This is a genomic window from Bradyrhizobium sp. 18BD, assembly GCF_054185225.1.
In genome coordinates this window covers 17,869-38,955 of the sequence record NZ_JAVAYL010000026.1, presented here as the reverse complement: position 1 = coordinate 38,955, position 21,087 = coordinate 17,869, and the positions used below count along the sequence as shown (strand labels likewise).

General features: G+C 66.1%; 22 protein-coding genes. 9 read left to right on the top strand and 13 right to left on the bottom strand.

Annotation, left to right across the window (positions count from 1 at the left end):
- The first annotated feature begins 132 nt into the window (after positions 1-132).
- Both RAD16_RS34900 and RAD16_RS34895 read left to right on the top strand, forming a co-directional pair.
- Positions 133-1,050: a LysR substrate-binding domain-containing protein gene (locus RAD16_RS34900; RefSeq protein ID WP_458162385.1), complete on the top strand. Its 918-nt coding sequence runs from the start codon at positions 133-135 to the stop codon at positions 1,048-1,050.
- Positions 1,051-1,087: 37 nt separating this feature from the next.
- A complete protein-coding gene (locus tag RAD16_RS34895) occupies positions 1,088-1,912 on the top strand; it encodes an aspartate dehydrogenase (protein WP_458162384.1) in 825 nt (274 codons plus the stop codon).
- Positions 1,913-2,135: 223 nt separating this feature from the next.
- Here the strand turns inward: RAD16_RS34895 and RAD16_RS34890 are convergent, their stop codons facing one another.
- From RAD16_RS34890 to RAD16_RS34875, 4 genes are all read right to left on the bottom strand, one after another.
- Positions 2,136-3,440: a PQQ-dependent sugar dehydrogenase gene (locus RAD16_RS34890; protein ID WP_458162383.1), complete on the bottom strand. Its 1,305-nt coding sequence runs from the start codon at positions 3,438-3,440 to the stop codon at positions 2,136-2,138.
- A gap of 224 nt (positions 3,441-3,664) precedes the next feature.
- Positions 3,665-3,874: a hypothetical protein gene (locus RAD16_RS34885; protein WP_458162382.1), complete on the bottom strand. Its 210-nt coding sequence runs from the start codon at positions 3,872-3,874 to the stop codon at positions 3,665-3,667.
- 286 nt (positions 3,875-4,160) lie between these two features.
- The gene (locus tag RAD16_RS34880) at positions 4,161-4,787 is read right to left on the bottom strand and encodes a methyltransferase family protein (RefSeq protein WP_458162381.1); all 627 of its coding nucleotides are present in this window, start codon (positions 4,785-4,787) and stop codon (positions 4,161-4,163) included.
- Between the two features lie 31 nt (positions 4,788-4,818).
- A complete protein-coding gene (locus RAD16_RS34875) occupies positions 4,819-5,793 on the bottom strand; it encodes an NAD-dependent epimerase/dehydratase family protein (RefSeq protein WP_458162467.1) in 975 nt (324 codons plus the stop codon).
- Between RAD16_RS34875 and RAD16_RS34870 the strand changes: the two genes are divergently transcribed.
- A complete protein-coding gene (locus RAD16_RS34870; RefSeq protein WP_458162470.1) occupies positions 5,716-5,877 on the top strand; it encodes a hypothetical protein in 162 nt (53 codons plus the stop codon). The two genes, RAD16_RS34875 and RAD16_RS34870, sit on opposite strands and share 78 nt — an antisense overlap.
- 2 nt (positions 5,878-5,879) lie before the next feature.
- Here RAD16_RS34870 and RAD16_RS34865 read toward each other — a convergent pair whose 3' ends face one another.
- From RAD16_RS34865 to RAD16_RS34850, 4 genes are all read right to left on the bottom strand, one after another.
- Entirely contained in the window at positions 5,880-6,416 is a 537-nt protein-coding gene (locus tag RAD16_RS34865) for an Mpo1 family 2-hydroxy fatty acid dioxygenase (protein WP_458162466.1), read from the bottom strand.
- Positions 6,417-6,571: 155 nt separating this feature from the next.
- Positions 6,572-7,228, bottom strand: coding sequence for an OmpA family protein (locus RAD16_RS34860; RefSeq protein ID WP_458162380.1), 657 nt, complete (start codon positions 7,226-7,228; stop codon positions 6,572-6,574).
- Entirely contained in the window at positions 7,228-7,644 is a 417-nt protein-coding gene (locus RAD16_RS34855) for a hypothetical protein (protein WP_458162379.1), read from the bottom strand. Before RAD16_RS34855 ends, RAD16_RS34860 begins: the two co-directional genes overlap by 1 nt.
- Before the next feature lie 88 nt (positions 7,645-7,732).
- A complete protein-coding gene (locus RAD16_RS34850; RefSeq protein ID WP_458162465.1) occupies positions 7,733-8,023 on the bottom strand; it encodes a type II toxin-antitoxin system HicB family antitoxin in 291 nt (96 codons plus the stop codon).
- Positions 8,024-8,100: 77 nt separating this feature from the next.
- On the opposite strand from RAD16_RS34850, the gene RAD16_RS34845 reads away from it, so the two are divergent.
- Positions 8,101-8,928 carry a hypothetical protein gene (locus RAD16_RS34845; RefSeq protein ID WP_458162378.1) on the top strand — a complete coding sequence of 276 codons (828 nt, stop codon included), beginning with the start codon at positions 8,101-8,103 and terminating at the stop codon, positions 8,926-8,928.
- Positions 8,929-8,956: 28 nt separating this feature from the next.
- On the opposite strand, the gene RAD16_RS34840 is transcribed toward RAD16_RS34845, so the two are convergent.
- Entirely contained in the window at positions 8,957-11,560 is a 2,604-nt protein-coding gene (locus RAD16_RS34840) for an ATP-dependent helicase (RefSeq protein WP_458162377.1), read from the bottom strand.
- Between the two features lie 238 nt (positions 11,561-11,798).
- Here RAD16_RS34840 and RAD16_RS34835 point away from each other — a divergent pair, with 238 nt between their 5' ends.
- Complete coding sequence (locus RAD16_RS34835) at positions 11,799-11,969, top strand: DUF1328 domain-containing protein (protein ID WP_458162376.1); 171 nt, start codon at positions 11,799-11,801, stop codon at positions 11,967-11,969.
- 2 nt (positions 11,970-11,971) lie between these two features.
- Here RAD16_RS34835 and RAD16_RS34830 read toward each other — a convergent pair whose 3' ends face one another.
- The gene (locus RAD16_RS34830) at positions 11,972-12,478 is read right to left on the bottom strand and encodes a thioesterase family protein (RefSeq protein ID WP_458162375.1); all 507 of its coding nucleotides are present in this window, start codon (positions 12,476-12,478) and stop codon (positions 11,972-11,974) included.
- A gap of 87 nt (positions 12,479-12,565) precedes the next feature.
- Here RAD16_RS34830 and RAD16_RS34825 point away from each other — a divergent pair, with 87 nt between their 5' ends.
- From RAD16_RS34825 to RAD16_RS34815, 3 genes are all read left to right on the top strand, one after another.
- Positions 12,566-13,990, top strand: a complete 1,425-nt coding sequence (locus RAD16_RS34825) for an FAD-binding oxidoreductase (RefSeq protein WP_458162374.1) — start codon at positions 12,566-12,568, stop codon at positions 13,988-13,990.
- 103 nt (positions 13,991-14,093) lie between these two features.
- Positions 14,094-15,470 (top strand): Spy/CpxP family protein refolding chaperone, encoded by a 1,377-nt coding sequence (locus RAD16_RS34820; protein WP_458162373.1) that lies wholly within the window; start codon positions 14,094-14,096, stop codon positions 15,468-15,470.
- 121 nt (positions 15,471-15,591) lie between these two features.
- Positions 15,592-15,954, top strand: a complete 363-nt coding sequence (locus tag RAD16_RS34815) for a hypothetical protein (protein WP_458162464.1) — start codon at positions 15,592-15,594, stop codon at positions 15,952-15,954.
- Positions 15,955-15,960: 6 nt separating this feature from the next.
- On the opposite strand, the gene RAD16_RS34810 is transcribed toward RAD16_RS34815, so the two are convergent.
- The 3 genes from RAD16_RS34810 to RAD16_RS34800 form a co-directional block, all read right to left on the bottom strand.
- Positions 15,961-17,628, bottom strand: coding sequence for a SulP family inorganic anion transporter (locus RAD16_RS34810; protein WP_458162372.1), 1,668 nt, complete (start codon positions 17,626-17,628; stop codon positions 15,961-15,963).
- Positions 17,629-17,900: 272 nt separating this feature from the next.
- Positions 17,901-19,424 carry a caspase family protein gene (locus RAD16_RS34805; protein WP_458162371.1) on the bottom strand — a complete coding sequence of 508 codons (1,524 nt, stop codon included), beginning with the start codon at positions 19,422-19,424 and terminating at the stop codon, positions 17,901-17,903.
- A gap of 146 nt (positions 19,425-19,570) precedes the next feature.
- Positions 19,571-20,491 carry a LysR family transcriptional regulator gene (locus RAD16_RS34800; protein WP_458162370.1) on the bottom strand — a complete coding sequence of 307 codons (921 nt, stop codon included), beginning with the start codon at positions 20,489-20,491 and terminating at the stop codon, positions 19,571-19,573.
- Positions 20,492-20,587: 96 nt separating this feature from the next.
- On the opposite strand from RAD16_RS34800, the gene RAD16_RS34795 reads away from it, so the two are divergent.
- The gene (locus tag RAD16_RS34795; protein WP_326903715.1) at positions 20,588-21,031 is read left to right on the top strand and encodes a DoxX family protein; all 444 of its coding nucleotides are present in this window, start codon (positions 20,588-20,590) and stop codon (positions 21,029-21,031) included.
- Positions 21,032-21,087 lie beyond the last annotated feature (56 nt).

Genomic DNA, 21,087 nt, shown 5'->3' with positions numbered 1-21,087 from the left:
TTGTTGTGTCGGCGGACCGCAAGAGGCCCGCGCCGGCAACAAGCCTAGGCGGGGGCGAGAGGCATACTCAATTGGTGCTGGTTTATACAAAAAAATGATATAATCCTTGCGGGCGGGACGTGAGGACTTTTGATGGAATTGCATCAGCTTCGATGCTTCGTGGCGGCGGCCGAGCAGCTGCATTTCGGCCATGCGGCGCAGCAGCTCCAGATGCTGCCCTCGGCGCTCGGGCGACAGATCCGGCTGCTGGAAGAGGATCTGGGCACGCGGCTGTTCGCGCGGACGACGCGCGCGGTATCGCTGACCGAAGACGGCACGATGCTGCTGCGCGATGCCCGCGCCATCCTCGCCAAGGTCGAGGCCGTCGAGAGCAATCTGCGCAACCGCTCGCGCGCGGGGACCGCGCGGCGGCTGCGGGTCGGCGCCATCGACAGTGCGGCGGCTGGATTGCTGCCGCCGCTGCTGCGCGATTTCCGCGACAAGCATCCTGACATCGCGGTACAGTTGCTCGAGGACAAGACCGTCCGGCTGTTGCCGAAGATCCTGACCGGCGCACTCGATCTCGCCTTCGTCCGTCCGCCGGACAGTGCGGACAAGCGGCTCGAATTCCGCGATCTGCTCCAGGAGACCGCCATCGCGGCCTTTCCGCAGCGGCACGCGCTGGCGGCCAAGAAGTCGATCACATTGGCTGACATTGCCGACGAGGCGATGCTGGTGCCGGACCGCCGCTCGCGGCCGCACAGCCACGACCTCACGATCAAGCTGTTTGAGCAGGCCGGGCTGACGCCGCGCATCGTGCAGGTCGCCGACGAGAAGCAGACCATCATCAACCTGGTGGCAACCAGGCTCGGCGTCGCGATCGTTCCGCGCTGGACCACGCGCATGGCGGTGACCGGCGTGCGCTTCGTGCCGCTGCGGCCGAAGCAGATCGGCCCCGTCGGCCGGCTGCCGCTGGCGGCGGCCTGGCTGCGCGGCTCGCGCGATCCGGCCCGCGATGCCATGCTGGCGGTGCTGGAGGCGCGCCTGCGCAGCTATGCGCGGGAGGCGTGAGCGGCTATGACATGGGCCTGGATCAAAGGTGGATGCGATGACTGAACAGAAAGCGTCGGGCGAATTGCGGGTGGCCATCGCAGGGTTGGGCTCGATCGGCAGCAAGATCGCGACCGCACTCGATCAGGGCATCGAGGGACTGACGCTGTCCGCCGTCGCCGTGCGCGATCCCGCCAAGCATCAGGCTTTTCTCAGCGACCTGCACCGCCCGCCGCAAATCCTGCCGATAGACCAGCTCGGCGAGGCCGCCGACATTGTGGTCGAGTGTGCGCCGAGCAGCCAGTTGCGCGCGATCGTCGAGCCCGCGGTGAAGCGCGGCAAGGCCGCGGTCGTGGTCAGCGTCGGCGGCCTGCTCGACAATTACGACCTGATCGATCTCGCCCGCGCCAAGGGCGGCCGCATCCTGGTGCCGACCGGCGCGCTGATCGGGCTCGATGCGGTCAATGCCGCCGCGGTCGGCACCATTCATTCGGTGAAGATGGTGACGCGCAAGCCGATCGACGGGCTGAAGGGCGCGCCGTTCATCGTCCAGAACAACATCGACATCGACAATCTGCGTGAGCCGCTCAAGCTGTTCGAGGGTAGCGCGCGCGACGCGGCGAAGGGCTTTCCGGCCAACGTCAATGTCGCCGTCGCGCTGTCGCTGGCGGGGATCGGGCCGGATCGCACCCAGATGCAGGTCTGGGCCGATCCCACCGTGACACGCAACGTTCACCGCATCGAGGTCGAGGCGGATTCGGCGCGGTTCTCGATGGGCATCGAGAACATCCCGTCCGAGAATCCCAAGACCGGGATGATCACGGCCCTGTCCGTGATCGCGCTGCTGCGCAAGCAGCGCGCCACGCTGTGCGTGGGGACGTGATGAGGATGGCGCTCGATTAGCCTGAACGGCGGCGCGCTCTATCACCGTCATCCTGAGGTGCTTGCTCTGCGAAGCGAATGCGCCGCAGAGCAAGCCTCGAAGGACGACGACCCGGCTGCATCGCGGCCGTTCATCCCTCGAGGCTCCCCATGGGATGCGTTGCGTCCCATGCCTCGCACCTCAGGATGACGGAATGCAGATGCGACCGCCGGTGGCCTTCCGCTTACGCGCCCGTCACGCGCCAGATCACGTTGCCGACGTCGTCGGCCATCAGCAGCGACTTCTTGTCGGGGCCGATCACGACACCAACCGGGCGGCCGTAGGATTCCTTCTCGTCCGGCGCCAGGAAGCCCGCCAGGATGTCGCGACCGGGGCCGGAGGGCTTTCCGTTCTGGAACGGGATGAACACCAGCTTGTAGCCGGACAGCTTGCTGCGATTCCACGAGCCGTGCTGGCCGATCACCATGCCGTCGGGGAAGCCCGGCAAGGTCCCTGCGGGCATCCAGCACAGGCCGAGCGAAGCGGTGTGACCGCCGAGCGCGTAGTCCGGTTGAAGCGCCTTGGCGACCATCGCGGGATCCTGCGGCACGCGGTCGTCCACCGTCTTGCCCCAGTAGCAATAGGGCCAGCCGTAGAAACCGCCATCGCGCACCGAGGTGAGATAGTCCGGCGGCGTCTCGTCGCCGAGCCCGTCGCGCTCGTTGACGACGGTCCAGAGCACGTTCGTATTCGGCTCCCACGCAAGACCCACCGGATTGCGCAGGCCGGCGCCAAAAATGCGGTGCGTGCCGGCGGCGAGATCGAGCTCGTAGACCGCGGCGCGGCCTTCCTCGACCTCCATGCCCATCTCGGCGATGTTGCTGAGCGAGCCGACGCCGGCATAGAGCTTCTTGCCGTCGGGGCTTGCGAGCAGGCTGCGCGTCCAATGGCCGCTCGGCTTGAAGGTGGTGAGGCGCTTGCCCGGCGCGGTGATGCGATCGGCATTGGCGACGTAGGGAAAGGCCATCACGCCGTCGGTGTTGCCGACGTAGAAGGTGTCGCCGACCAGCGCCATGCCGAACGGCTGGTTGAGGTTTTCCATGAAGGCGCCGCGGACTTCGGCAACGCCGTCGCCGTCCTTGTCGCGCAACAGCGTGATGCGGTTGGCGGACACGCCGAGCGCCGCGGCGCGCCGCATCGTCGCCTGCATCGCATAGTGAAACACGGTGCGCGGGGGACCTGCGACTTGCGTTGCTTCTGCGATCAGCACGTCGCCATTGGGCAGCACCTCGATCCAGCGCGGATGGTCGAGGCCGGTCGCGAACGCGTTGACCTTGAGCCCGGGCGCGGCAGTGGGCTTCTGGCCCTCGCTCCAGCCGCGCGCGGTCGGCATCTTCAGGGTCGGGATGGCGCCTTGCGGCTTGGCTTCGGGAATGGCCGGTGCCTGGCCCCAGGCCGGCGCGGGCGTGTTGCCCGACAGCTTCCGCCATTGCAGCGCGATGCCGCCGAGGAGCGCGACGAACTGCGCGAAGATGCTGGAAAACGTCATGAGAATCCCCTGTTGAACGTGGGGCACGGTCCAACGCCGGATCGCCCAAAGCCCCGCGCGGGCTCAGGCCTGATCGTCGATCTCTCCAGATCCACGATGGGATGTCGTCATGCCCAGTTGCGCGCGCATCCAACTGGTTGGCGGTAAAAAGGTCAACCGCCAGGGAACTCGGCGGAGCTCTATTCCCGCGGAATAGCTGCCGACCAAATTTGCATGGAGAGAGATCAGCGGCCGATCTGCCGCTCCAGCCGCCGCGCCGCGCGGAAATCCTCGAGATGATGGACGTTCGGCGCCAGCGCGGCCTCCCTGGAGAGCAGGTGATAAACCCGCGCCACCGTGCGCTGCTTCTGCTTCGATCGCCCGCGCGGCAGCGCCCGCGCCTTGCGGACGGCGGCGATCGCATGCGCGCGGAAATAATCGTAGGCGTCCGACATGGCCTGATGCTCTGCGTCTGGTGGCGCTGTCGAGGGGCAACGGACGAGCGGAGGGGCGGTTCCGTGGATGGTTCCGCGCCTACCAGTCTATCCCCGTCATCCTGAGGTGCGAGCCATGGGGCGCAACGCGCCACATGGGGAGCCTCGAAGGATGGACGGCCCGGCTGCATCTCGGCCGTGCATCCTTCGAGGCTCGGCTCGCGATGCATGTGCATCGCGTTCCTCGCACCTCAGGATGACGGGTCTAGCAGTAGCGTCGCACGAGAAAACGGAAGGCGCCCGCGTTTCACCGCGGCGACAGGAACGGAATGATCATCGGCACGCGGCGGCAATAGGCGCCGTAGGCGTCTTCGCCGAGCTCCTTGGACAGGAACACCTCTTCCATCCGGCCCTTCTGCCACATGCCGAGCGAGATCAGGATGGCGCCGAGGATCGTCGTGACGGTGCCGATCGCGATGCCGGTGACGAGCATGCCGAAGATCAGTCCCGTGTAGATCGGGTGGCGCACGATGCCGTAGGGGCCGGTGTCGATGACGCGGTGGTCTTCCTTGTGGGTGATGGTGTTGGACCAGAACTTTCCAAGATGCAGGCGGCCCCACCAAGCGAAGGCGATGCCGGCGACCGAGAGGACCGCAGCGATGGAGATGCCGGTGTTGCCGAGCACCCAGAGTGGCTTCCAGCCCAGGAGCTCCGCAATCCACGGCGTGTACAGGACGCCGCCGACCAGGATCGGCAGGCGATAGCGCTGCGACTCCAGCGTCATGACCTGCTTCTTGGTCCGCCCCTGCCAGAACGAGGCGCCTACCCAGCTGGCGAGAAAGGCGAGCCAGATCAGGGCCAGGAGTTCGGTCGGCCAAGTCGTGGTCCAGCCACCCCAGGCCACGGAGAGAAGCTTGCTGAAATCGAAGGACATGCGGAAAGGTTCTTTGGTTTGGGCGGCGGCGTCAGCCCGCGCGCGAGGAGAGCGCGTGATGCTTGATGGCGCCGGAGGGCTGCTGGCCGTTGCGGGCGAGCAGATGGGTGATGGTTTCGCGCAGGACCGGTTCGATCGGGCGCGGCGCATAGCCGAGCTCGTTACGGGCCTTACCAATTGAAAGGTCGCTTGCGGCGAGCGCAATGCGCACGCCCTCGGCGGTGCCGTTGGGCGGCCGGCGGGTGATGCGATCGGAGATGGATTCGAGCATGATCGCGGAGAGCTCGGCGATCTTGCCAGGCACGACGACCGGATATTGCCGGCGGCCGCTCATCGCCGACATCATCCGCAGGATGTTGCCGAGCGGGACGCAGTCGCCGCCGAGAATGTAGCGCTGGCCGATGCGGCCGCGCTCCATGGTCAGCACGAGGCCCATCGCGACGTCGCGCACGTCGACGAGGTTGACCAGGAAGTTGAGATGCGGCTGCACCTTCTTCTGGAGAAAGTACCAGAGCATCGCGGTCGGCGGCGTCAGATTGTGGTCGGCGGCCCCGATCGGCATGGTCGGCGTGCCGATCACGAGCGGGAAACCGCTAGCTGCGGCCTTCGCGGCGTGATGCTCGGCGAGCGACTTCGACCGCGTATAGGCGCCAGGCATCGCGTCGGCCGGCTGCAGCGCCTCCTCGGCAGCAATGCCGTTGAGGTTGGAATAGGGGAACAGGATCGATTCCGTCGAGCAGTGCAGGAAGCGCGACACGCCGCGCTTCATTGCGGCTGCGAGCACCACTTCGGTGCCGCGGCAATTGACCTCGTGAAAGTCCTGCTTGTTGGCAACCCACATGCCGGGCAGGCCGGCGAGGTGATAGACCTGATCGACGCCGGCGACCGCAGCCTCGACAGCAGCGGCATCAAGCACTGAACCGTGCACATGTTCGACGTCCGCGTTCGCCGCGGCCGGCGCACGAACATCGAGAACGCGTACCCGCTGCCCACGGGCGCGGAGCACTTCTACCAGATGATGTCCGATGAAGCCGCTGCCACCGGTAACCAGTACGAGAGCCATGCAGAAGGTTTGCTGTTTCGCTTCTAGAGCTATCGGGTTGAAAGAGAGTTGGTCTGAACAGGCGCCAGAATCGCGGCAAGGTCGCGACGGAAGCCCAATGCAATGAACAATTTCGCCATGACAAACATCGGTCCGAGCAGGAAATGCGTAGGATGGTCCACCATCGACGGCTGCCGTTCCTCGAAAACCTTGTGGCCAACGATCTGCGCTGCTACGCCAAATCCGATCAGCACCGCAAAAATCGACCACATCATGACGATCGAGACCTGATTGCCGATTGCAGTTGCGACCGAAAGCAGCACGATCATCGCGGCGAGGATGCCGAGCCCGACCCCGGCGTCCAGCATCAGCCAGTAGACCAGCACCGGCAGGGCCAGGATCACCGCCAGGCTCACCTGGACCCCGAACACGGAAAAATGCACGAGGGTCAGCGGCAGCACGGCGCCGGTGAAGAGCAGGAGGATGCCGACGACATGCATCGCGCAGTTCCAGGGATCGCGATGATATTCGACGTAGTCGGCCAGTTGGCGTTGAAAATAGCCAGCCATCTCAGTCTCATGCAGCATGGGGGCGGGGAAGGACGAACAGAGGCTATAGCACCGGATAGGGCGGTGCACAAACTGGCTCAAGTGTCGCGCGAAACCCTGCGGCCGCGCTGTGAGACAGGTCACAAAACGGTCAAGACTTCAAAGGGTTCCGTCAGGCGCCGAGACGCGGATCCTCAGCGCTTCTTGGCGGGCTTTTTCGCCGCAGGCGCAGGTGCCGCAGCCGGATGCGCGGGCGCTTCCTCCGGGACCTTGGCATAGGTCAGGATCTGCAATTGCCCGTTGACGGCCGAGGTCGGCTTGGCCCGGTCGAGAAACTGCTCTTCGCCGAGCCCGACCGGATGCAGCCGCTTGGTCGAGATCTTGAACGTGTTCACCAGCACGTCGCGGATGGCGTCGGCCCGGCGCTGGCTCAGGATCGCATTGGCCTCGCGCGTCTTCGAGTTGGATTCGACGTGGCCGACGATCAGGAAGGTGTAGGGCAGCAGCGAGGAGTGAACCAGCGCGTCCGCGATGCGGCCGACGGTCTGGTAGGACGCCGGCTGGATGATCGGCGTGTCGGCGTCGAACTGGATCTGCGCGTTGAAGGCGGGCAGGTTCGCGAGGTCAGGCGCGATCAGCGGCCGGTTCACCGGACCGGGATCGTTTTTGATCCTGGCCTTGGCGCGCTCCATCACCTGCTGCTTCAGCGCGGGCAGGTCGACCTCGGCGGCCTGTTCGAAATGGTTGAGCTTGCCGACGATGTCGTCGCGGGTCGGCGCCGCGGTCTGCGCATTTGCGGCGCCCGCGAGCAGGGCAAGGCCAAGCGTGATGGCGATTCCGGTCGCGCGCATCAGCGATACCCCGCGTCGTCGACGGCCTTCAGGCAGTTGTTGCTGATGCCCTTGGGCGTCGAGACCAGGCAGGGGACCGACTTGCTGGTCTCCTTGGTCGAGCCGCCGCAGACCTTGACGATCTCGCGCTGGCAGGCGTTCGCAACCGTCACGCGCGCGGCGACGCGCTTCTGGATGGCGTCGAAGGCGCCGAGATAATCGCTCTGGCACTGCTGGGACAGCACGTCGCGGTTGCGCGACAGGCATTCCTTCAGCCGGGTCGAGTCCGGATTGACGCCGCGGCAATTGGCGACGATTTCCGCGCCGCAGCTCTTGGCCAGCAGCCCGATCGAATCGCCAAAGCTCATGGTCTCCGCCGCCGCAAGCGACGGCATCCCCAATGCCAGCAAGATCAGTGTGATGGAGCCCCGGACCATATCTGCATCTGATACGGGGAAGTTCGCGATGGTCAAGGGCTGTTCGGACCAGAACCGTCGAGAGTTGCGCCAGTGCGGCGAACAGTCCTCACTCGGTCGCGTCGGCCGGGGGCGGCCATTCGATCAGGACGGCGGTGTGTTTCCCGAGGTCCTCGGCAAACGCCGGATCGGCCTTGAGCTCCTCCAGCGCCCGCGGCGGAGGAAGCTCGCGGCCGTCCTCGCTCAGCTCCTGCGCATAGAACGCGAGCGCCTCAGGCGCATTCTCCAGGGCCTCGTCGACGTCATCGCCGCCGGAAATGCAGCCCGGCAGGTCGGGAAACCACAGGCTGACGGCGTCGTCGGGGTCGGCGTCTTCGATGATGGCGACGTAGTGAGGCATGGCAGGACTGGTGGCCTCGATGGTTGTGCCGCCGGGTTTCATTCAATTATGAATACCGCATCTTGGGAGGCAAGCAATTGAGCAAATTCACTCTGGCTGAAGGCGCCGGCTCGTTCGTGTTTCGTGATGATGATGCGGTCCCCTCGCCACGCACGATGCGGGTCTTTTCCTTTTGCCCCCGAACGAGCGGTCCGCACACACGCATCGTCGTGGCGATGCACGGCGTTGATCGCGCGGCCGCGGCGTTTCGCGATCTGCTCGTCCCTCAGGCCGAACGCAACGGGCAAATCGTGCTGGTGCCGGAGTTCGATCCGGTGCAGTTCCCGGGCATCGCCGCATACAATTTCGGCGGCGTGCGGCGGCCGCCGCCGGACAATACGGTCCTGCCGCGCGATCACTGGAATTTCGGGGTGATCGACCGGCTGTTTCAATACGTTCGGCAGGCGATCGGGTCCAGCCGGCAGACTTTCGGCCTGTTCGGCAATTCCGCGGGGGCCCAATTCGTCCTGCGCTATCTCGCGCTCAACGAGGCCGCTTCCGTCGACGTCGCCGTTGCCGCCAATTGCGGATGCTACATGCTGCCGGACCTCGCCAAGGATTATCCGGACGGCATGGGAGGGATTGGCCTCGGCTCAAGTGATTTGCGGAGGTATCTGGGGCGCTCGCTCGTCATCTTGCTGGGCGATGCCGACAACGATCCTGATGCGCCCGACCTGCCGCGCTGGGACGAGGCGATGGCCCAGGGGCCGCACCGCCTCGCACGTGGCCTCTGGCATTTCGAGCACTGTACGAAGCTGGCCTCGAGCCTCGATGTGGCGCTGGGCTGGCGGCTCGACATCGCGCCTGGTGCCGGGCACGTCGACCAGCTGATCTACGACCAGGGCGCCAACATCCTGAACGGCTGAGCGGATCGCCTTGCGTGCGGGGGCGGTCTCACGCCCGCTGCACAAAGCTGTCCACGACCTTCTTCTCGCCGGCCTTGTCGAAGGCGATGGTGAGCTTGTTGCCGTCGATCTTGGTGACGCGGCCGTAGCCGAATTTCTGGTGGAAGACACGGTCGGAGAGCGCGAACTCCGAGGTGGTGCCGGTCGATTTGGCGACCAGCTCGCCCTCGATCGTCAGCGGCCCGCGGCGGCGCGAGGAGAAGCTGCCGAAATCGGGGCCGGATGACGAAGAGGACGAGAACGTTGCGGCCTCTTCCTCGAATCCGCCGCGACCGCCACCGCCGCCGCCGCGGTTGCGGTTGGCCTGAGCGCGCTGCCACCCCGGCGTCGCATAGGTCGAGCCGAACGCCTCCATGTCGTCGAAGCGCGAGGCGCCATAGCCGCCGGTGCCGCCCCAGGCCGAGCCGCCCTTGGCTTCCGTGATCTCGACATTGGCCGCCGGCAATTCGTCGAGGAAGCGCGATGGGATCGTGGTCGACCAGGTGCCATGGATACGCCGGTTGGTCGCGAAATAAATCATCGCGCGGCGACGGGCGCGGGTCAGGCCGACATGGCCGAGCCGGCGCTCTTCCTCGAGGCCGGCGCGGCCCTGTTCGTCCAGCGTGCGCTGGCTCGGGAACAGGCCCTCCTCCCAGCCGGGCAGGAACACGTTGTCGAATTCAAGGCCCTTGGCCGAATGCAGCGTCATCAGCGACACCGCGTCTTCCTCGGCGCCGCCGTCGCGGTCCATCACCAGCGAGATGTGCTCCAGGAAGCCTTGCAGGTTCTCGAACTCCTCCATCGAGCGCACGAGCTCTTTGAGGTTCTCCAGCCGGCCCGCGGCGTCAGCGGAGCGATCCTTCTGCCACATCTCGGTGTAGCCGCTCTCGTCGAGCACGATCTGGGCGAGATCGGTATGCGCGGTGACCTCGCGCTGGGCGCGCCAGCGCTCGAACTGGGCCACGAGGTCGCGGAGGGATCCGCGCGCCTTCGGCTTCAACTCGTCGGTCTCGACCACGGCGCGCGCCGCCTCGAACAGCGGAATGCGGCGCTTGCGGGCGTGGTCGTGCAGCATCTGCACGGTGGCATCGCCAAGGCCGCGCTTGGGCACGTTGACGATGCGCTCGAATGCGAGATCGTCGGCCGGCGAATTGATGACGCGCAGATACGCCAGCGCGTCGCGGATTTCGGCGCGCTCATAGAAGCGCGGGCCGCCGATCACGCGATAGGGCAGGCCGAGCGTGACGAAGCGATCTTCGAATTCGCGCATCTGGTAGGAGGCGCGTACCAGAATGGCGACCTCGTTGAGCTTCTCGCCCTGACGCTGGATCTGCTCGATCTCCTCGCCGATGCCGCGGGCCTCCTCTTCGGAATCCCACGAGCCTGTCACCGTGACCTTCTCGCCGTCCTGGTCCTCGGTGCGCAGCGTCTTGCCGAGCCGGCCTTCGTTATGCGCGATCAGATGCGAGGCGGCCGCGAGGATATGGCCCGTCGATCGGTAGTTGCGCTCGAGGCGGATGACCTTGGCGCCGGGGAAATCGTGCTCGAAGCGCAGGATGTTGTCGACCTCGGCGCCGCGCCAGCCATAAATCGACTGGTCATCGTCGCCGACGCAGCAGATGTTCTTGGTGGGGCCTTTCTGCTCCCTCGCCCCGCTTGCGGGGTCGTGACGAGCTTCGCTCGCACTGAGAGCGTCGGGGTGAGGGGGAGTCTCCACGAGCTCGGTGCTTGGAGAGTCCCCCTCACCCGGATCGCTCTGCGATCCGACCTCTCCCCGCAATCGGGGCGAGGTGGAAGACGGCGCCTGCGACAACAGCCGCAGCCAGAGATACTGCGCGACGTTGGTGTCTTGATACTCGTCGACCAGGATGAATTTGAAGCGCTGCTGATACTGCCGCAAAATATCCGGATGTTCGCGGAAGATCCGGATGTTCTCCAGCAGCAGATCGCCAAAATCGGCGGCGTTCAAGATCTTCAGCCGCTCCTGGTAGCTCGCATAGAGCTTGCCGCCCTTGCCGTTGGCAAACATCGCGGCTTCGCCTGACGGCACCTGCGACGGCATCAGGCCGCGGTTCTTCCAGCCGTCGATCAGGCCGGCCAGCATGCGCGCCGGCCAGCGCTTGTCGTCGATGTTCTCGGCCTGCAACAGTTGCTTCAGCAGCCGGACCTGGTCGTCGACGTCGAGCACGGTGAAGTTCGACTTGAGCTGCGCGAGCTCGGCATGGAAACGCAGGATGCGGCCGCCGATGGAGTGGAAGGTGCCGAGCCACGGCATGCCCTCGACGGCGTGGCCGAGCATCTGGCCGAGCCGGTGCTTCATCTCGCGCGCGGCCTTGTTGGTGAAGGTCACCGACAGGATCTCGGCGGGGCGGGCGCGGCCCTGGCTCAGGATATGGGCGATGCGCGTGGTCAGCACGCGCGTCTTGCCGGTACCGGCGCCGGCCAGCACCAGGACCGGACCGTCCAGCGTCTCCACCGCCTCGCGCTGCTCCGGATTGAGGCCGGTCAGGTATTTCGGGCCCACGGAGGCGCGCGCACGCGCGGCGATGCCGCCGGCTGCGGGCTGGTGGTCGGGTACGCTGGTGATTTTGTTCGGCTCGGTCATGCGAATCATTGGCCCCACGATGGCACCGCGGGGTGGCGGAAGGGAGCCTTCATAACAGGGATTAGCGCCTATATGGGGCGCCGGGGAGGGGTTTTCCACGTGCAGGGCAGGTCGATTTGTTCCTCCCGCCGGTGCAAATTTCCGCCCCGCCTGGCCCGGAACCTTCGTTCCAGCGTCGAGATTGTCGTGCAAGTGAGGCGCGTCAGGTGCGCCGATCGCAGACAGACATCAAGACAGAGGTTTTGACATGCTTGGCTGGGTTGTGACGTTTCTCGTTATCGCACTGATCGCAGGTATCCTTGGTTTTGGCGGCATCGCCGGCGCTTCGATCGAAATCGCCAAGATCATCTTCTTCATCGCGATCGTCCTCTTCCTGGTCTCGGCCGTGGTCGGCCTTGCCCGCGGACGCAGGATCTAGCGCTATCTCTTCGAGGGCATCGCCACGTTCCGGCCGATGCCCTCGGGGCGCGCTACGGCGCGATGGGCGCGGGTGACAGCCATAACCCGCTCCTGAACGTCAGGCGGAAACGGCGCCACACGCCGGGCCTTCATGTCCATGTGCAGCGACATGTTCTCGGAGGTCGCCGACAGCCAGCCCTCGGTGGCGTGCCGCAGCTCCTCGAATGTGTGCAGCCGCTTGTTGTCGGTTTCCAGCAGCCAGATCAGGATCTGCACGGGATCGCCGAGGTGGATCTCGCGCAAATAGCGCACATGGCATTCGGCGGTGAAGGTCGAGCCGTGGCGCTCCTTCTTGTAGGCCGGCCCCATGCCGAGCTCGAGCCAGAGCTCGTCGATCGCCCGGTCGAACATCACGTTGTAATAGGCCATGTTGAGATGGCCGTTATAGTCGATCCATTGCGGCTCGATCTGCATGATCGACGAGCGGAACGGCTCGGCGGTCGGGGCTGTGGTAGCACTCTCCGGCATGTTTCATTCCCAAGCTATGCGTCCGGTCCCTTGACTTGACCGGTTATATGTCCTTTGCCACGGTCACTTCTCGTGGGAGGAATTTCCGTGGGCACCACCATCACCAATAATCCGCCGCGGCCGGAGCCGAAAGCCCTCGCGAGCGCGCTGGAGCAGCTAGCCGCACGCTTCGGCAACCGCCTCATCACCTCGCAGGCCGTTCGCGAGCAGCACGGCCATACCACCACATGGATCGTCAACCAGCCGCCCGACGGCGTGGTGATGGCGCAGGAGACCGCCGACATCCAGGACGTGGTGCGGATCTGCGCCAAGAATCGCGTCCCCGTCATTCCCTTCGGCACCGGCACCTCGCTCGAGGGCCAGGTCAACGCGCCCGCTGGCGGTATCTCGATCGACCTGCGCGACATGAACAAGGTGCTGGCGGTGCACGCCGAGGATCTCGACTGCGTGATCCAGCCCGGCGTCACCCGCAAGGCGCTCAACGAGCATCTGCGTGACCAGGGCCTGTTCTTTCCGATCGATCCCGGCGCCGATGCTTCCCTCGGCGGCATGGCCTCGACCCGCGCTTCCGGCACCAACGCGGTGCGCTACGGCACCATGCGCGACAGCGTGCTGGCGCTGAAGGTGGTGCGCGGCGATGGCGAGATCATCACCACGGGCACGCGCGCCAAGAAGTCGTCCGCCGGCTATGATCTGACGCATCTGTTCGTCGGCGCCGAAGGCACGCTCGGCATCATCTCCGAGTTGACCATTCGGCTCCGCGGCATTCCCGAGACCATCGCGGCGGCCGCGGTGTCGTTCGAGACCGTGCACGGGGCGTGTCAGGCCGTGATCATGGCGATCCAGACCGGCATTCCCGTGGCGCGCATCGAGCTGCTGAACACCGCGCAGGTGAAGGCCTGCAACGCCTATTCGAAGCTGACGCTGCCGGAGACGCCGCTGCTGTTGATGGAATTCCACGGCAGCGAGATCGAGGTCGACGCGCAATCCAAGGCGTTCGGCGAGATCGCCAAGGAATGCGGCGGTGGCGATTTCTCCTGGACCACCAAGCCGGAGGATCGCACAAAACTGTGGCAGGCGCGGCACGACGCTTACTGGTCCGTCAAGGCGCTGCGCCCCGGCGACAGCATCGGCGTGGTCGCAACCGACGTCTGCGTGCCGATCTCGCGCCTTGCCGACTGCGTCAGCGAGACCGAGGAAGATCTCAAGCGCCTGAACCTGTTGTCGCCGATCGTCGGCCATGTCGGTGACGGCAATTTCCACTGCTCGCTGGTGTGCGACACCAACGATGCGGCCGAAATGGCGCGCGGCGAGGAGTTCATGCATCGCCTCGTCGAGCGCGCACAGGCGATGGACGGCACCTGCACCGGCGAGCACGGCATCGGCCAGGGCAAGCAGAAATATCTCAAGGCTGAACTCGGCCCCGAGGCGATCGAGGCGATGCGGGCGTTGAAGAAGGCGCTCGATCCGCTCAACATCCTCAACCCCGGCAAGATCGTGCCGGAGGCGTAGCGCGCCTGCTGCGTCGCGGTCGCGGAACTTTCGGCCACCAGGCAGGTTCCATTCCCGTCAGCTTCCGGTGCCTCAAATGGCGCGGCGCTCTCGGGAGGATGCGATGTTGCGACCGGTCATTGGAATTGCCGTGATGGCGCTTGCCTGCATGCTTGCCGGCACGGCTCTGGCCAAGGGCGGCGGCGGTCATGGCGGCGGCGGTCATGGCGGCGGCGGTCATGGCGGCGGCGGTCATGGCGGAGGCGGTCATGGCGGTGGGCACGGAGGCGGCCATGGTGGCGGCCATCATGGTGGGGGCGGTCATTTTGGCGGCCATTTTAGCGGTCATGGATTCGGGCACGCGCATGGCGGTGGCGGCCATCATGGCGGACTGCGCTTCGCAACAGGAGCTCGACATGGTGGTCCGAGTTTCGGTCAGATCCGCAATGCGGCCGTCCGTCCTGCGAATTTTCGCAATGCCTTCAACTTCCACGCCAGCACCTTCCGCAATGGCCGGCTGATCGGCAATCCGGCGGCGCGGGCGCAGATTGCCGCCGCCGCCGCGCTCGCCGGCTGGCACGGCGCAAACAGCGGATGGTGGCAGCACCCCGGCGGCTTCTATGGCTGGGTCGGACCGCTGTTCTGGCCCTTCGCCTATAACGATCTCTACGACTACACCATCTGGGGCGACGGCCTCGGCTTCTGGGGCTACGGCTATCCGGACATCTATGCCGGCCTCTTCGGCCCCTATGGCTATGACCGCCTCGCAACCTATCTGCCGCAGCGTGCTTACGGACGACGGCAAGCGCGAGGCGTTCCGCTCGATCAGCTTTGCGGCAGCGACCGACGCGAGATCACCGGCCTTCCGGTCGACCAGATCGCGGATGCGGTGCAGCCGACGGACGCGCAGGGCGCCGATCTCGATGCTCTCGGTAATGCCTCGATGCAGGCGGCGGGGATCATCCGCGCATCATGCCCAACGCAAGTCGCGGCCACGGCGCCCGGTCGTTTGGCGGCGATGCAGCAGCGTGTCGAGACGATGGTGAAGGCTGTCGAACTGGTGCAACCGGCGCTCGACAGATTCTACGGGTCGCTCACCGACGAGCAGAAGGCACGTTTCAATGCGTTGGCCGAGGACCAGCGCCGCGCAGCGGCTTCCAGCAACGCCAATGCATCGCTGGTGCAGAATTGCGGCACGCCTGTTGGACTCGATTGGCCAGGCGCTGAAATCGAAGCACGGCTTCAGCCCAACGACACCCAGCGCGCTGCTCTGCAAGTGCTCCAGGATACCAGTACCAAGGTCAGCGCGTCGCTCAAGGCGGCCTGTCAGCCCACCGACGTGTTGACGCCGCCGGCGCGCATGGCTGCGGCCCACAAGCGGCTCGACATGATGCTGGACGGCGTCAAATCGGTGCGCGCTGCGCTCGAAGATTTCTATGCCACGTTGAACGACGAGCAGAAGGCACAGTTCGAGGCGATCGGGCCACGCCGGACCTCATGAGCGCGTCGCAAGCCCAGGCTGCGGCGGAAAAAACCGCCTCGCCGACCACACTGCGATTCTCTATGCTGGGTGGAGCTGAAGCTCGACAATGTGGTGGCCCGAAGCCACGGGTGGCGGGGCGATGAAGTGGTTCGCGAAGCGGAAGCCGGCGGATATCTGGGACGAAGCGATCAAAGGGCCACTTGGCGACATCGAGGCCACCGATCGTATCCGCGCCATCTGCGAGGCCGCAGCCGCGAGCGCGGCAGGGTCCGCGCGCAACGACCAGCGTGAAAGCGATCGCTACGAGCGCGCTGCCAAGGTCGCGATGGAGATCGCGATGAAGATCTCGGATGGCTTGATGCGCGACGACGCGGTCCATCGCATCGTCAATCTCTGCATGACGGCGAACGACCTCAAGACCGCGCAGATCCTGTTTCGCGCGATCCATGCCGCCTGGATCCGCGAGACGGTGCAGCGGGATCACCCGACACTGGCGCAGTGAGGGCGACTACTTCGCCAGCTTGCGCACGGCCTCGTCCACGCTGTGGAAGACGTGCTCGCGGGGCAGGGCGTCGAACAGTCTGAAGCGTTCGAACGCGTCCTGCGCGCGTACGGATTCCAGCCGCGCCAGCGCCACCGTCACGCCTTGCGCGTTGCACACCTTGAAGACGTCGAGCAGGATCTGCGCGGCGGTGAAGTCGATCTCGACCATGCCGCTCGCCTCCAGCACCAGCAGTTGCGGCGTCGTGGTGCCCAGCACCTTGGTTACGTCGCTGCGAAAGCCCGGCGCGTTGAGGAAGGACAGCGGCGCCTGCAGCCCGATCACGGCGACGCCGTTGATGCGCTCGCCGGTGATGTGCGGATGCGCCGGCCACCAGATCGTGGTGCCGGGCACCCGCTCGAACTCGACCAGCCGCGCGCGCGTCGTGCTCCAGATGCCGTGCAGCAGCGACAGCACGATGCCGAGGAACGCGCCCTGCTGGATCGGCAGCACGATGATCAGCGCGGCGGTGGCGGCGATCAGCAGGAATTCGCTGAAGGACTGCCGATAGATCGTGACGATCTGCTTCACGCGGATGATGCGCAGCGCGACGAACAGCAGGATGCCGCCGAGCGCTGCGTCAGGGACGTGCTGCAGTAGGCCCGTGCCGAATGCGAGCAGCGCCAGCACGATCACTGCTGCGGCAAGGCCTGCGAGCTGCGATTGCCCGCCGGTCTCGGCGACGATGCCCGTGCGCGGCGGGCTGGCATTGACCGGAAAGGCGCCGAACAGGCCGGACAGCACGCTGCCGGCGCCCGCGCCGAGGAAATCGCGATCGACATCGGCGGGCTTGTCGGGATCGGACGGAAACGACCGCGTCGTCGCCGCCGTCTGCACCATCACCACGACGGTGATGACGAAGGCGAGCGGGACGAGGCGTACCCACAGTTCCGGCGCAAGATCGGGCAAGGTCGGCCGTGGCAGTGTACCCGGCACGCTGCCGACGACGTTGACGCCCTTGCTTTCGAGGCCAAGCGCAATCGTGGCCAGCGTCGCCGCGACGAGCCCGATCAGTGCGCCCGGAATCTTTGCGCTGATCATCTCGCAAATGAAGACCGCGGCCAGCACGCCGAATCCGATGAAGAGCGTGAAGGGATTGGTGTGGCCGAGCTCGCGCGCGAGCACGCCGATGCGATCGAGCGTCGGCCCACTCGGCGACTCCAGTCCCAGCACGCCCGGTAGCTGCGACACGATGATGTGGACGGAGATGCCGGCGAGGAAGCCGACCATGACCGGCACCGACAGCAAATTGGCGATGCCGCCAAGGCGAAAGGCGCCGCTAGCCAGCATCATCGCGCCGACCATCAGCGCCAGCGCAATCGCAAGGCCCTGATATTCGGGCGTCCCGGCGGCAGCGAGTGCGGCGAGCCCGCCGGCGAAGATCGGCGTGATCGTGGAATCGGCGCCGCAGGACAAAAAGCGATTGCCGCCGAGCAGGGCAAAGCCGAGCGAACCCGCCATGAAGGCGAAGAAGCCGACCTGCGGCGCAAAACCGCCGAGCCGCGCGGTCGCCATCTGCTCAGGAATCGCAATCGCCGCCAACGTCAGCCCCGCCATGAAATCGCCCGGCAGGGAATAGGACGCAAGCGAGCGGAACAGCGGCCATGCGTGCTTGGCGTGCGAGTCTTGCGGCATCGAGGTCCCCGGAAAGGCGAGTGTCGGCCGATCAGACTACAGCATTTCGGGGATAAGGCAGTTGGAGAATATCCATCGCTCTCGTGTCCCGGACGCGCTGCAGCGCGTAGCGCTGCTGCGCAGAGCCGGGACCCAGAAGGTCGCGATCAAGGTAAGAATGGGCCCCGGCTCTGCAGTGCACCGCTGCGCGCTGCACTGCGTCCGGGGCACGAGAGACTTCACTGTCTCAATGTCGGAGGAGAGATATCTCCTCCGTATCGGGCAACGTCCTCTCAATACCTGCCGCCGCGATTGTAGTCGCCGTGGCCCATTCCGCCGCCGCGGCCGCCCATGCCCATACCCATGCCGAGACCGATCCCGATTCCGACGCCGATCGCCTCGGGCGGCGGACCACGATCCGGTGGCGGGGCGCGCTCATAGACCACTTCGTCCGGCGGCGGACGGCGCGGCTTCGGCGGCGTCTCGACGACCTTGCGCTTCGGCGGGGTCTCGTCGACCTTGCGCTTTGGCGGCGTGTCGTCGACGCGCTTCTTGATGATCGGCGCCACTTCGGGGTTAACCGGCGAGGCCGGTGTCGATGGCGTCGAGCATGGGCAGGTCGGCGCCATCGCGACGGCGACCGGTGCAGGCGCCGCCGCAGCGGCCACCGGCCCGGCATAGTTGCGGTTCTGCACGCGGAGCAGCAGCCGGCGCGCGGTCGCGGCGAGATCGCTGTTGTCCCAATTGTTGAGATAGGCCTCGAACGAGGCGCGGGTGTTGATCGCGGTCGCGCGCTCCCAGGCCAGCATCTGGCGCCGGCGCTCCAGCACCGTGCGAATGCGCGGCGTGCGGGTGTCCTGCGCGTAGAGCTCGATATAGGCCTGATACGCCTCCACGGTGTCGTCAGTGATCACGAGCTCATAGGCGACCTTGGCGTCCTTGCCCTGCAAATCCTTGCGCCAGTCCGCGACGCTGCGCGTGCCGCTGGCGAGCGCCATCGCGGATGCGCCCGGAAGAGCAGGCTGCTGACTGCTGCTGTCGCCGCCGAAGAACTTGAAGTCGGTGGTCAGCGAGGAGCTTTCCCACGGGATCTGCCGCCCGTCGGTCGACTGCGCCACGGCGACGCGGATGCGCTTGAACACTTCTTCGATGGGCAGGTTCGGCTGCTTGGCGATGGTCAGCGCGGCCGTGGTGTAGGGGCTGTCGATGCCCGTGCCATCCTCGGCCTCGGCACCGGGCGAGGTCGAATAGGAGATGAAGGAGCCGGGCGCGCCGGCCTTGGTGTCGACGATCGCCAGGCCATGGCCGGCGCCGCTAAGCGCGGGGAATGGATTGTTGCGGCAGGCATCGAGCATGAAGATGCGCGCCCGCGTCGGCAGCGCACCGAGCGTGTTGAGCAGATCGTTCAGCCGCACGCCCTGGAGCGGAATATCCGCCTCGCGCTTGGGATCGAGATCAACAGGCACCAGATAATTCTCGCCGTCGATCTGCAGGCCGTGGCCGGCATAGAACACCAGCGCGACGGTGTCGGAGCCGCTGGCGCTGACCCGGCCGGCGAAATCCGAGATCGCCGTGCGCATCTCGCTCTGCCCGAGATCGGCGGCCGTGGTGACGGTGAAGCCGGCATTGCCGAGCAGCTCCGTCATGCCCTTGGCATCGTTGGCCGCGTTGGGCAGCTCCGGCACCGTGCGATAGGCGGATTGGCCGATGACGAGTGCGAGCCGCGCTTCGGCGGCGGCCTCTGTCGGCGTCATCAACTGGGTGAGGGCAAGAAGGCTGGATGCAAGGAATAAATGACTGAGGACTGGACGGCGCATGGTGTCACCTCCATCGGCAATGGGCGCGAGGATGTCACCTTTTCTAGTCGCCTGCCATGAGGCTGTCTGTGCGCTAGCTCACGCATGCGCGTGCGGCAAAATGGGGCAGGGGATCTGCCGGGGCTGGCGCGCCAGTCCGTGTGCCGTCAGAACAGTCCACGATCCCAGGGCGGGTCGGGCGCAAAACGCGCCGCGAGAAAGTCGATGAAGGCGCGCACCTTCGCCGGCGGCCGGCGGTCGGGCAGATACACCGCATGCACCGCCGAGGTCTGGATTTCCGGCTGGTCGAGCGGGAGCGCGACAAGTGCGCCGGCGCGCAAATCATCGGCGATGATGAAGGTCGGCTGTCGCGCGAGGCCGAGGCCGGCCAGCGTCGCCGCGCGCAGCGCATCGCCATTGTTGGCGCGCAAGCTGCCGCTGACCTGGACGCGGATCTCGCCGTCGACGCCGAACAGCCATTCCGCCGCGCTCGCCTGCTGCGAGAGCGTGTAGCCGAGACAATTATGAGCCGCGAGATCGGCGACACTGCGCGGCGTGCCATGCTTCGCAAGGTACGAAGGCGCGGCGCAGACCACGAGGCGGTTCGGTGCGAGCCGCCGCGCGACCATGCTGGAGTTGCGCAGCTTGCCGATGCGGATCGCGAGGTCCCAGCCTTCCTCGGCGAGGTCGACGAGACGGTCGTTGAGGCCGAGCTCGACCGTGACCTCGGGATGGGCCTCCGAGAACTCCGCGATCGCGGGCGCGATCTGCCGCGTGCCGAACACGACGGGCACGTTGACCCGCAGCAGCCCGCGGGGCTCGATGCGCTCGCGCGCGACCGCGGCGTCGGCGGCTTCCATGTCGGCGAGGATGCGCTCGGAGGATTCCAGATAGCTCCGCCCGGCCTCGGTAATGGAGAGGCGCCGTGTGGTGCGGTGGAACAGTTTTGTGCCCAGCCGCGCCTCGAGGGCGGCGACATGCTTGGTCACCATGGTCTGTGACAGGCCCATGGCCCGGGCCGCACCCGACAGGCTGCCGAGTGCCGCCACCTTGGCGAAGACTTCCAGGCTGGTCAGACGGTCGAGCATCGATCTCACTCTATTGGTGTGAGCTATAATTCCAGAATAGCCGATTATCATTTGAACGGGAATAGATCATAGCGCAGTGCAGCAAAGGAGACCGCCATGATCGATTCCCGTACCGCTCCCTACGCCGCGCTGGTGCTGCGCGTGACGCTGGGCGCGCTTTTCCTCGCCCATGCCAGCCTGAAGCTGTTCGTCTTCACCCCGGCCGGAACCGCAAAGTTCTTCGGCAGCCTCGGCTTCCCGCCCGAGCTCGCTTACCTCATCATGACCGTCGAGGTCCTCAGCGGCGTTGCCCTGATCCTCGGCGTCTGGACCCGCTACGCGGCGCTGGCCGGCATCCCGATCCTGCTCGGTGCGATCTTCACCGTGCACGGGGCCGCCGGCTTCTTCTTCACCAATCCGAAGGGCGGCTGGGAATTCCCCGCCTTCTGGGCGATCGCGCTCGCGGCGCAGGCCCTGCTTGGCGACGGCGCTTATGCGCTGCGTCCCTCCCGCGATGTCGCGGCGGCGAACGGGCAGCTCAGCGCCGCACATTCGCGCTGACGCCATCGTATCTCCTCCAACGCAAGAGAGCCGCGGGATCGCGATCCCGCGGCTCT